The following is an 11,105-nucleotide window of genomic DNA, read 5'->3' as shown; positions in this document are numbered from 1 at the left end:
AACCAGCGGCACGCCGAACCCGTTCAAATCCCAAAGGGGGCAAAACCGTGCACACTCCTCACAGATACGCCCCCGAGACCCCATAAATCGCCCATGATGGTAACCGGGATGAAGGTCAGGCCTCCAGTGCCCGCCGGAGCCGGTCGGGGTTCACCCTCCAGAAGGTGTGCTGTTCGCCGTCCACGAGCACGACCGGGATCTGCTCCCAGTGCAACCGGTAGAGCTCCTCGTCCTGCGAGATGTCCTTCTTCTCCCACTGTGCCCCTGTCTCGGCGCACACCTTCGCGACCACCTCCTCCGCCTCGTCGCACAAGTGGCACCCCGGCTTCCCGATGAGCGTCACCATCCGCTCCCCGGGACGCTTCTTTTCCTTACGGCGCAACAAAGGGCTCATGCCGCCATTCTCCCGCGCCCCCGCGTAACAGGAGCGCCCCGAAGAGTTCACGCCTCCGCATCCCATCGGTTCGGGAACTCCCGAACACAGTGGCTATGCTCGCGTCATGGCCGCTCTCGGATGGCTCCCCCCTCGTCGGCGCTCCGCCACCGCACGCAGCGTGCTGGCGGGCGAGGCCTCGGCCGAGGCCGCCCGCAAGACCGCTCTGGCCGAGGCCCCACCGGCCGCCGGGCTCGAAACGGAACCCGGGCTCCCCGTCGAGGAAGGCCCGCAGGCACCCCCGGAAGAGCCCGCCTTCCCGGTCGCCGGTGACGATCTCGCCGCCGCCTTCTTCGACCTCGACAACACCGTCATGCAGGGCGCCGCGATCTTCCACTTCGGCCGCGGCCTCTACAAGCGCGAGTTCTTCCAGCGGCGCGAGCTCGCCCGCTTCGCCTGGCAGCAGGCCTGGTTCCGGCTCGCCGGGGTCGAGGACCCCGAGCACATGCAGGACGCCCGCGACAGCGCCCTGTCCATCGTCAAGGGCCACAAGGTCTCCGAGCTGATGGCGATCGGCGAGGAGATCTACGACGAGTACATGGCCGAGCGGATCTGGCCGGGCACCCGCGCCCTGGCCCAGGCCCACCTCGACGCCGGCCAGAAGGTCTGGCTGGTCACGGCCGCCCCCGTGGAGACGGCCACGATCATCGCCCGCAGGCTCGGCCTGACCGGGGCCCTGGGCACCGTCGCCGAGTCCGTCGACGGGGTCTACACCGGCCGCCTGGTCGGCGAGCCGCTGCACGGCCCCGCGAAGGCGGAGGCGGTCCGCGCCCTGGCCGCCGCCGAGGGACTCGATCTCGAACGCTGCGCCGCGTACAGCGATTCGCACAACGACATCCCGATGCTGTCGCTGGTCGGACATCCGTACGCGATCAATCCCGATACAAAACTGCGCAAGCATGCCCGGACCAACGACTGGCGGCTGCGCGACTATCGGACCGGTCGCAAGGCCGTGAAGGTCGGCGTCCCGGCGGCCGCCGGCGTCGGCGCGATCGCGGGCGGCGCCGCCGCGGCCATCGCCCTGCACCGCCGCCGCAAGTAACAACACCAGGCCCGGGGCCCGCGCGCCCCGGCCCGGGGCGACCGCGGCCCGGCCACGGGCATTCGCTCACCTCTACCCGCGCCCCCGGCGCGGCACTCCGGCATGCCCGACTCGGTCGCGAGCCCCCTTGGAAGCGTCCATTCCGCGTATCCAAGCGATCAAGAATCGATCACCATCTGCGACTGAATATGCCCTCGACACGCAACAGAAGTGTCGGAACCGGTGATTTGAGCAACTGGGTGTAGCGCCGCCTGTACGAAGCGTTATTCTCCTCAAACGCATGCCACCGGCCATCTGTCGCCACGACGGGTGAACGGTCCCGCACTGCACGTGATGGAAGCTCTGCCTCTGGGAGTCCCGTGTACCCACCTGTCGGGGTTGACGCCTCGGGCCTGGCTCAGCTGCGCGCAACGGTCCTCGACCACCTGCGCGGCTTCGTCCCCACCGCCGCGTACGCCGTCCCCGCCTTCGCCGCCGCGGTCCCTGCCGGTATCGGCCCGGCCGGTCCTTGCTATGCCCTGACCGACGGCGGCGCGACGGTGGGCAGACGAGGTCGCGCCGCCGGTGGCTCGAACGCCGCCGGCACCGGCACCCAGGCCACCCACCGCCGTCCCACCGCGGACAGCGACCAGGCCCGGATGATGGATCTGGTCGAACGTGCCCAGGCGGGCGAGGCCGAGGCCTTCGGCCGCCTGTACGACCAGTACAGCGACACGGTCTACCGGTACATCTACTACCGCGTCGGCGGCAAGGCGACCGCGGAGGACCTCACCAGCGAGACGTTCCTGCGCGCCCTGCGCCGGATCTCCACCTTCACCTGGCAGGGGCGCGACTTCGGCGCCTGGCTCGTGACGATCGCCCGCAACCTGGTGGCGGACCACTTCAAGTCCAGCCGCTTCCGGCTGGAGGTCACCACCGGCGAGATGCTCGACGCGAACGAGGTCGAGCGCAGCCCCGAGGACTCCGTCCTGGAGTCCCTCTCCAACGCGGCCCTGCTGGAGGCCGTGCGCAAGCTCAATCCGCAGCAGCAGGAGTGCGTGACCCTGCGCTTCCTGCAGGGCCTCTCGGTCGCCGAGACGGCCCGGGTGATGGGGAAGAACGAGGGCGCCATCAAGACGCTCCAGTACCGGGCGGTCCGCACGCTGGCCCGCCTCCTCCCCGAAGACGCCCGCTGACCCTCCGACACCACACAACCTCACATTCGGTGACCCCTCGATGACGCTGTGGTCAGATCATCCTTCGTCCGTAACCCAAGTGCCGCGACGCTCGTTGTGCGGAATGCAGGCTCCCTGTGGACACGCTTTGCCCGAAGCCGCTCACTCGAAAGTGTGGATGCGCTCAAGGAAGGCAACCTTCCGGACACCTTGGGGAGTCGATCGTCATGACGAGAGGAGGTGCCGCCAGTGATCGCGAACGTGACCCCGCACCGGCGGGCGAACGCCTTCGCCCAGGCCCTGGAGGATCGGACCCCGTCCGATTTTCCGGAACCGGACTCGGCGGCCGAGCAGTCCGAGGCACCTGCCGAACCTGCCGACCACGACCGGTTGTTGGCTTTGGCGAGCGTGCTCGGCGAAAGAATGCCGCGCCCAGCGCTGGACCCCGAGGTCAAGGTGGTGCAACGAGCCCGGCTCATTGCCGCCATGGAGACCATGGCGCTGGAGGAGAGGGCCGGGGGCGGTGCCGCCTCGGACCCTCAGGTGCCCGAACAGCGGACCGGCCGCGGCGCCCACCGGGCGGCCCCGCTCCGGAAATTGCGGCCCCGCTCCCGCTGGTCCAAGGGCATCGCAGCGGGCGGCCTCACCGTGGGTGTGGCCGCAGGGGCCTTCAGCGGAGTGGCCGCTGCCAGTTCCGACGCCCTGCCCGGTGACCACCTCTACCCCGTGAAGCGGGGCATGGAGGACCTGAAGCTGGGGATGGCCGACGACGACTCGGACCGGGGCGAGCTCTATCTCGACCAGGCCTCCAGCCGTCTGTCGGAAGCCCGCAGGCTGATGGAGCGGGGCCGGCTGGGCGACCTGGACCACGAGTCCCTGGGCGCCATCCGCCGGGCCCTGGCGGGCGTGAAGCACGACGCGGAGGAGGGCCACCGCCTCCTCCAGGCCGCTTACGAACGGGACGGCTCGCTCGGCCCGATCCAGAAGCTGTCGTCGTTCTCCCGCTCCCACCGCGACGCGTGGGGCAAGCTCCGCGAAAAGCTCCCGGCACAGCTCACGGACGTGGGCGGTGAGGTGGAGTCGGTCTTCCAGGCCATAGACGAAGACGTGGCGCCGCTCCAGAGCCTGCTCCCCAAGCCACCGGAGCAGCCCCGCGGCAACGGCGGCACCCCCGGTGCGTCCGCCAAACCGGGCACCCCGAGCGGCACCCAGCCGTCCGCCCCGCCCGCCGGCACGCCTTCCGGCAGCAGCTCCGCGGCGCCGTCCCCCTCGGGCAGCGCACGGCCCCCCGCCGGCGGTCTCCTCGGCGGTACGGGCGACCTGCTCAACCCGCCCGCGGGACAGTCGGCCCCGCCCGCCACGGGTACGCCGGAGGACCCCAAGCCGGACATCACCATCCCGCCCCTCCTCCCGGGCCTCCTCCCGGGCCTGGGTCTGGGCGCGGAGGACGCCGAATAGCGCAAAGGGCGGGGCCGCCCCGGCAGCCCCGCCCTTTCCCTTCGATTCCACCCGGCCCCGTCGTCCGGCCCCGCCGGCGACGGGTCAGAAGAACACGGACCGCCGCTGCACCAGCAGCTTGTAGAGCGTGTGCTGGATCTGCTCCCGCACCTGGTCCGTGAGGTTGAACATCAGCATCGGGTCCTCCGCCGCCTCCGCGGCGTACCCGTCCGTCGGGATCGGCTCGCCGAACTGGATCGTCCACTTCGTCGGCAACGGCAGCGCACCCAGCGGCCCGAGCCACGGAAACGTCGGTGTGATCGGGAAGTACGGGACCCCCAGCAGCCGTGCCAGCGTCTTCGCGTTGCCGACCATGGGGTAGATCTCCTCCGCCCCCACGATCGAGCACGGCACGATCGGCGTCCCCGCCCGCAGCGCCGTGGAGACGAACCCGCCCCGCCCGAACCGCTGCAGCCTGTACCGGTCTCCGAACGGCTTCCCTATCCCCTTGAAGCCCTCCGGCATCACGCCGACCAGCTCCCCGGCCTCCAGCAGCCGCTGCGCGTCCTCCGCGCACGCCAGGGTGTGTCCCGCCTTGCGGGCCAGCTCGTTGACCACCGGCAGCATGAAGACCAGGTCCGCCGCCAGCAGCCGCAGGTGCCGCTCCGCCGGATGGTGGTCGTGCACGGCGACCTGGAGCATCAGCCCGTCCAGCGGCAGCGTCCCGGAGTGGTTCGCCACGATCAGCGCGCCGCCCTCGGCCGGGATGTTCTCGATGCCCTTGACCTCGACCCGGAAGTACTTGTCGTACAGCGGCCGCAGCAGGGACATCAGGACCTGGTCCGTCAGTTCCTTGTCGTAGCCGAAGTCGTCGACCTCGTAGTCGCCGGTGACCCGCCGACGCAGGAACGCCAGCCCGCCCGCGATCCGCCGGTCCCAGCTGTCGCCGGGCAGCGCGGCCGGAGCGGGCTCGGGAGCGGCCGGCTGCTCCACCACCGGCTCGGGTGCGGGCACCGCCCGCACCCGGCGGGGGATGCGCCGCCGCGGCCGGTCCTCGTCGAACGGAATGACCTTGGCGTCCGCCACTATTGCTTCGCTCCTTCAGCCGCGTGGGCGTCGTCCTTGAGACCGTCTGCATCCAGCATGGCCGCCAACCGGTCCACGGCCCGTCCGACCCGCTCCGGCGGCAGCAGCCCGCTTCCCCGGCTCCGCGCGAAGTCCGCGAAGGTCTCGGCGGTCGTGTAGAGCGGCTCGAAGCCGAGGACCTCGCGCATCTGCGTGGTCTCCACGACCCGGCCGTGGGTGAGAAGCCTTATCTGCTCCGGCGAGAAGTCGGTGGCACCGACCGCGCGCAGCGCGGAGCCCACCCAGTTGAGCGCGGGCAGCAGCAGCGGCAGCGTGGGCCGCCCCAGCCGCCGCGAGCACTGCGACAGCAGCAGGACGCCGTCACCCGCGATGTTGAAGGTCCCGCTGTTGAGCGTCCCGCGCCTCGGTTCCTTCGCCGCCAGCCGCAGCACTTCGAGCACATCGTCCTCGTGGACGAACTGCAGCCGCGGGTCGTACCCCAGCACGGTCGGCATCACCGGAATGGAGAAGTACTCGGCGAGCGCCGAGTCCGCGAAGGGCCCGAGGATGTTCGCGAACCGCAGCACGCACACCGCCACGTCCGGCCGTCTGCGCGCGAAGCCCCGTACGTAGCCCTCGACCTCGGCGGCGTCCTTGGCGAAGCCTCCCGCCGGCAGGGATTTCGGCTCCGTGGTCTCGGTGAAGACGGCCGGGTCCCGGGGGGTGCCCCCGTAGACGCTGGTGCTGGACTTCACCACGAGCCGCCGTACCGTCGGCGACTTCTGGCAGGCCCCGAGGAGCTGCATGGTGCCGATGACGTTCGTTTCCTTGACGGTGCTGTGCGCGCCGCCCGTGCCCGCGCTGCCCCCGGTGACCGCCAGGTGCACCACCGTGTCGACGGCGTGCTCGGCCAGCACGCGGGCGATCGCCGACTGTCTGATGTCCGTACGGACGAACTCCGCCGATCCGAGCCGGTGCGGCGGTGTCACCGCGTCCACCGCGATCACCCGCTCGACATCCGGGTCACGTTGGATCCGGCGCACGAAGCGGCCGCCCAACTGCCGGGCTGCCCCGGTGACGAGTACGACCTTCCCCACGAGCTCAGCGCCTCCCTCGAAGAAGTCCCCCGGCTGCACCGCAGCCCCTCCACCAGGATGGTGGAGGGGCTGCGGAGAACACGTACAGCTGCCGTTTACTTCTTGTTACGGCGCTGGACGCGGGTGCGCTTGAGCAGCTTGCGGTGCTTCTTCTTAGCCATCCGCTTGCGCCGCTTCTTGATAACAGAGCCCACGACTACCCTCGCTCACTTCTCTTCACTGGTGCGGGGCGTCTGGGCCCACACGACCTACGTCGGCCTAGCCTACCCGCCCGAGCTCTGAGCTTGTAATCCGAGCGCTTCCGCGTCGTAGCCAGGGGCATCCCGAGCCTCAGTCTCAGGCCGACTCCACCCCCACATAGGACTCTCGGAGGTACTCGTGGACCGCGTTCTCGGGGACCCGGAAGGACCGGCCCACCCGGATTGCGGGCAGATGACCGTTGTGCACCAGCCGGTACACGGTCATCTTCGACACTCGCATCACCGAGGCGACCTCCGCCACGGTCAGGAACTGAACCTCACTGAGAGGCCTCTCGCCAGCAGCCATGACACACCTTGACCTTCCGCGCATGACGGGCACCGGCTTCCCCTCCGGTTACTCCTCGTCGTCGCACGCTCACTCCCCAGAGTAGGGGCGCGTGATACGAGTGGGGAAGAGGAGCTACGGCCACTCCTGCCGCCCCGTCAGACTTGCGCGGCCGAGCACGTAGCGCGTAAGCGGTCGGTAGTAGTCCGCTCGCACCGCGTCATCAAGCGGAACGGCCACCGAGACCCGCCCCTCGGCCTCCCCCACGAACAGCGCGGGATCATCCGTGTCCGCCAGCCCGATCGCCTCCACACCGAGCTGACCTGCGCCGCAGACCCACCCGTGGTCCCCCACCACCAACTCCGGCAGCGGCCCGCCGGCCTCCGCGAGGGCCCCCAGCGCCACCCGAACCGGCAGCGGCGAATGGGTGTGCACGCCGGTCGCACTCTCCGACAGCCGCACGCCGGGTTCCCGCACCAGTGCGACCCCCCGTACGTATTCGATGCTGTGCGTGCGTACGCCGAACCGGGTCGCCATGTCGATACTCACCCCCTGCGCCGGGGTGAGGACAACACATCCCGCCGCCGACAGCGCCTCGGCCAACCCGGCGTAGAAACCCAGGAGCCGATGCGGGTGTCCCGTCCCGAACAACACGGGCGACCGCGCCCTCGCCGCCTCGCACAGCCGCCCCGCGAAGGCCTCCAGCGCGGCCACCGTCCGCTCCGGATCGATCACGTCCGGCCCGCTGACGTGCGCCGGATCCGCCGAGACCCCGCACTTGTCCGCCATCAGCCTCAGCAGATCACCCTCGCCCCAGCCCCACTCCGGATCCAGCCCCAGCATCACCCGCGGATCCCGCGCCGCGAACAGCCGGTAACTGCGCAGGCTCTCCTCCCGGGAGGTGGCGACGGGCCCGGCCAACCGGGCGGCCAGCAGATGCGCACGCAGCGCGCCGGTGCTCAACACCCTCCGATGCTGCCCCAACACATCTGGCGGTTCATCAATTCCACCGAACAGCCCCACAGTTGGCGTAACGATGCAGCAGGCCCCCGCGACGGCGGTCAGGTCAGCATGCCGCGCAGCGGGAAGACCGCCCGCCGAGTGGCCAGAACGGCCTGATCCGTCCGGTCCGCGGGGTCGTAGCCCGCGTCCCAGTCCCGCCACGACGGGGTCCGCCCGTCCGTCATCCGGGCCGGCGCCAACTGCCGCGTCCGCGCGTACACCTCGTCCCGCCACGAGGCGGGGACCGCCGTCTGCGGATCCACCGGCCGGTGCGCGGCGATCCCCACCAGATGCGTCCACGACCGCGGTACGACGTCCACCACCGCGTACCCGCCGCCGCCCAGCGCCAGCCACCGCCCGTCCGCGTACTCGTGCGCGAGCCGGTGACAGGCCTCCTGGACGGCCCGCTGGGCGTCCAGCGAGACCGCCAGGTGCGCGAGGGGGTCCTCGAAGTGCGTATCGGCCCCGTGCTGGGTCACCAGCACCTGCGGCCGGAAGTCCGCCAGCAGCTCCGGCACGACCGCGTGGAAGGCCCGCAGCCACCCCTCGTCCCCGGTCCCGGCGGGCAGCGCGATGTTCACCGCCGACCCCTCCGCCGCCGGCCCCCCGGTCTCCTCGGGCCAGCCGGTCTGCGGGAACAGCGTCCGCGGATGCTCGTGCATCGAGACGGTCAGCACCCGCGGGTCGTCCCAGAAGGCCGCCTGCACGCCGTCCCCGTGGTGGACGTCCACGTCCACGTACGCGACCCTCTCGGCCCCCAGCTCCAGCAGCCGCGCCACGGCCAGCGAAGCGTCGTTGTACACGCAGAAGCCGGCCGCCCCGCCCGGCATGGCGTGGTGCAGCCCGCCGGCGAAGTTCACGGCGTGCTCGGCCTCACCGTGCCAGAGCGCCTCCGCGCCCGCCACGGACTGCCCGGCGATCAGCGCGGACGCCTCGTGCATCCCGCGGAAGGCCGGATCGTCCATGGTGCCCAGCCCGTACGAACCGTCCGCGCTCCCCGGGTCGGCGGACACCTCGCGCACCGCGGCGACGTAGTCCTCCCGGTGGACCAGCCTCAGCGTCGAGTCCCCGGCCACGGGGGCCGCCCGCACCTCCATCGCCCGGTCCAGCCCGAAGGCCCGCACCAGGCCCATGGTCAGCGCCAGGCGCACCGGGTCCATCGGATGGCTCGGTCCGAAGTCATACCCCGTTACTGCTTCGTCCCACATCAACAGCCCGGTCACCGGCTCGCCGCTCATGCCGGACACCGTATCGGGCCCTCTCGGAGCCGAACGAGCGGGCTTGGAAGAGTGTCACCAGGACCAGAGCCATCGGCACCAGCATCGCGCCCCGGTAGCTCCAGGCGTCGCCGACCGCCCCGACGAGTGGGGACCCGATCAGGAAGCCGACGTAGTTGAAGATGTTGAGCCGCGCGACGGCCGTGTCGGAAGCCCCCGGGAACAGCCGCCCCGCCGCGGCGAAGGTCTGCGGCACGATCACGCACAGCCCGATCCCCAGCAGCGTGAAGCCGAGCATCCCCACCCACGCCCCCGGCGCCGCGGCCACCACGGCGAACCCGGCGGCCGCCACCAGCGTCCCGCCCCGCACCACGGCCGCCGCCCCGAAGCGCCGCACACCCAGGTCCCCGACGGCCCGCCCGACGAGGGTGGTCACCATGTAGACGTTGTAGGGGACGGTCGCCATCTGTTCCGAGCTCCCGAGGACGTCCTGGAGGTACTTGGCACTCCAGTTCGCGACCGTCGAGTCCCCGATGTACGCGCACGCCATCACCAGACAGAGCGGCAGCAGCAGCTTGAACCCGCCGTTCCCGAGCCCCTTCCCGGCCTCCTCTCCCGGCCCCGGCCCCGTCCCGTCGACGTAGCTCCGGCTCCCCAGCAGCACGAGCGGCAACAGCACGACCACGGCCGGCAGATAACTGACGAACAGGTCCAGGTGCCAGTGCGCCCCCGCCCACGCGGCCGACGCCCCCAGGATCCCGCCGAGGCTGTAGGCGGCGTGGAAGCCGAGCATGATGCTGCGCCCGTACGCCCGCTGCAGGCTGACCCCGAGCATGTTCATCGAGGCGTCCAGCGCCCCCACCGACAGCCCGAACGCCCCCAGGGCCACCGCCACGTGCCACATCCGGTCGCCGGCCCCGACACCCAGCAGGGACAGCAGCACCAGCGGCTGCGCCCACCGCAGTACGACGCTGGGCGCGACGCGCTTCACCAGGTGCTCGGTGGCCACGCTCGCCACCCCGGCGAGGACCGGCACGGCCGCGAGGAAGGCGGGCAGCAGGCCGTCGGATATCCCGTACCGGTCCTGGATGGCCGGGATCCGCGTCACGAGCAGCGCGAAGGCGACGCCTTGCACGAAGAAACTGAACCCCAGAGCGCCGCGACCACGCCGCAGCCGCACATCATCCGTCATGCCGGGTCAGCGTAGGGCCACTGGCTACCCGTGGGTAGAGAGATCACATACCCAGTCCGGCCTCCAGCCCGAGCACCCCGGTGAGCTGCTTCATGTCCCCGAAGTGCCCGGTGGCCCCGGGAAGCCGGTCGGCGGGCAGCATCGCGGTGAACGCGTACACGTCCATGCCCGCGGCGACGGCGGCCCGGATGCCGAGCGGGCTGTCCTCGACGACCACGCAGCGGGCCGGCTCCACGCCCATCTGCCGCGCCGCGTGCAGGTACAGGTCGGGAGCCGGCTTCCCCTGGCCCACGTCCTGCGCGCTGAAGATCCACTCCTCCTCGAACCACCCGTCGAGCCCGGCCACCCGATGCCCCGCCCTGATCCGCTCGTGACTGCCGGAGGAAGCCAGGCAGTACCCGACCCCTTGGGCGGTCAGCGCGCCGAGCACCTCCTCCACACCGGGGACGGGCTTCAGATCCTGCTCGAACGCGGCGATGGTCCGGGCGTGCAGTGTCTCGTCGAAGTCGGCCGGCAACCGCTCCCCGGTCCGCTCGAGGACGAGGTCGTGCACCCGGTGCACGGCGGAGCCCATGTAGTCGCGGACCGACTCCTCGTAGGTGGTCGGGTGCCCCAGCTCGGTCAGGTACCCGGCGAGGATGCTGTTGGCGAGCGGCTCGCTGTCCACCAGCACGCCGTCGTTGTCGAAGATGACGAGGTCGTAGCCCATACCCCCACAGTACGAACTAAAGGGACGTAGGTCCTGTTTCGCCGGGCCGCGGAGACCGCATCAGCGGGCGGCTGCGGCCATTCGGACGACCGTTGCGCGGGGCCCCGGCCCCGGGTTCGGCTGGCAGCATTCCGACGGTAAACGCAGAAAAGCCCCGCACCGAGCCCGTGAAGGGCTGGTGCGGGGCTTTCCCACAATGATTGTTCGGCGGCGTCCTACTCTCCCACAGGGT

At 71.0% G+C, this 11,105-nt stretch carries 12 protein-coding genes; 3 read left to right on the top strand and 9 right to left on the bottom strand.

Going from position 1 to position 11,105, the window contains the following annotated elements:
* Positions 1-115: 115 nt before the first annotated feature.
* Entirely contained in the window at positions 116-394 is a 279-nt protein-coding gene (locus tag ACWGE1_RS25000; protein ID WP_351302573.1) for a glutaredoxin family protein, read from the bottom strand.
* Positions 395-500: 106 nt separating this feature from the next.
* Between ACWGE1_RS25000 and ACWGE1_RS24995 the strand changes: the two genes are divergently transcribed.
* From ACWGE1_RS24995 to ACWGE1_RS24985, 3 genes are all read left to right on the top strand, one after another.
* Complete coding sequence (locus tag ACWGE1_RS24995; protein WP_453422720.1) at positions 501-1,475, top strand: HAD family hydrolase; 975 nt, start codon at positions 501-503, stop codon at positions 1,473-1,475.
* A gap of 359 nt (positions 1,476-1,834) precedes the next feature.
* Positions 1,835-2,650, top strand: coding sequence for an ECF subfamily RNA polymerase sigma factor, BldN family (locus ACWGE1_RS24990; protein ID WP_453422719.1), 816 nt, complete (start codon positions 1,835-1,837; stop codon positions 2,648-2,650).
* Between the two features lie 228 nt (positions 2,651-2,878).
* The gene (locus ACWGE1_RS24985) at positions 2,879-4,087 is read left to right on the top strand and encodes a DUF5667 domain-containing protein (protein ID WP_453422718.1); all 1,209 of its coding nucleotides are present in this window, start codon (positions 2,879-2,881) and stop codon (positions 4,085-4,087) included.
* Between the two features lie 84 nt (positions 4,088-4,171).
* On the opposite strand, the gene ACWGE1_RS24980 is transcribed toward ACWGE1_RS24985, so the two are convergent.
* The 8 genes from ACWGE1_RS24980 to ACWGE1_RS24945 form a co-directional block, all read right to left on the bottom strand.
* Positions 4,172-5,152, bottom strand: a complete 981-nt coding sequence (locus tag ACWGE1_RS24980; RefSeq protein WP_453422717.1) for a lysophospholipid acyltransferase family protein — start codon at positions 5,150-5,152, stop codon at positions 4,172-4,174.
* Positions 5,152-6,228, bottom strand: coding sequence for an NAD-dependent epimerase/dehydratase family protein (locus ACWGE1_RS24975; RefSeq protein WP_453422716.1), 1,077 nt, complete (start codon positions 6,226-6,228; stop codon positions 5,152-5,154). The genes ACWGE1_RS24980 and ACWGE1_RS24975 overlap by 1 nt, the downstream gene beginning before the upstream one ends.
* 95 nt (positions 6,229-6,323) lie before the next feature.
* Entirely contained in the window at positions 6,324-6,422 is a 99-nt protein-coding gene (locus ACWGE1_RS24970; protein ID WP_003948845.1) for a 30S ribosomal protein bS22, read from the bottom strand.
* 142 nt (positions 6,423-6,564) lie between these two features.
* Entirely contained in the window at positions 6,565-6,774 is a 210-nt protein-coding gene (locus tag ACWGE1_RS24965) for a helix-turn-helix domain-containing protein (protein ID WP_008738568.1), read from the bottom strand.
* A 114-nt stretch (positions 6,775-6,888) separates the two neighbouring features.
* Positions 6,889-7,719, bottom strand: a complete 831-nt coding sequence (locus ACWGE1_RS24960) for a phosphatase (RefSeq protein WP_453422715.1) — start codon at positions 7,717-7,719, stop codon at positions 6,889-6,891.
* Between the two features lie 95 nt (positions 7,720-7,814).
* Positions 7,815-8,963: an acetoin utilization protein AcuC gene (locus ACWGE1_RS24955; protein WP_453422739.1), complete on the bottom strand. Its 1,149-nt coding sequence runs from the start codon at positions 8,961-8,963 to the stop codon at positions 7,815-7,817.
* Positions 8,935-10,164 (bottom strand): MFS transporter, encoded by a 1,230-nt coding sequence (locus ACWGE1_RS24950; protein ID WP_453422714.1) that lies wholly within the window; start codon positions 10,162-10,164, stop codon positions 8,935-8,937. The genes ACWGE1_RS24955 and ACWGE1_RS24950 overlap by 29 nt, the downstream gene beginning before the upstream one ends.
* Before the next feature lie 43 nt (positions 10,165-10,207).
* Positions 10,208-10,873 carry an HAD family hydrolase gene (locus ACWGE1_RS24945; RefSeq protein WP_453422713.1) on the bottom strand — a complete coding sequence of 222 codons (666 nt, stop codon included), beginning with the start codon at positions 10,871-10,873 and terminating at the stop codon, positions 10,208-10,210.
* Between the last annotated feature and the right edge of the window lie 232 nt (positions 10,874-11,105).

This window comes from Streptomyces sp. NPDC054932, from assembly GCF_053610205.1.
The sequence above is the reverse complement of the archived record's forward strand: the minus strand, read 5'-3'. Positions and strand labels throughout refer to the sequence as shown.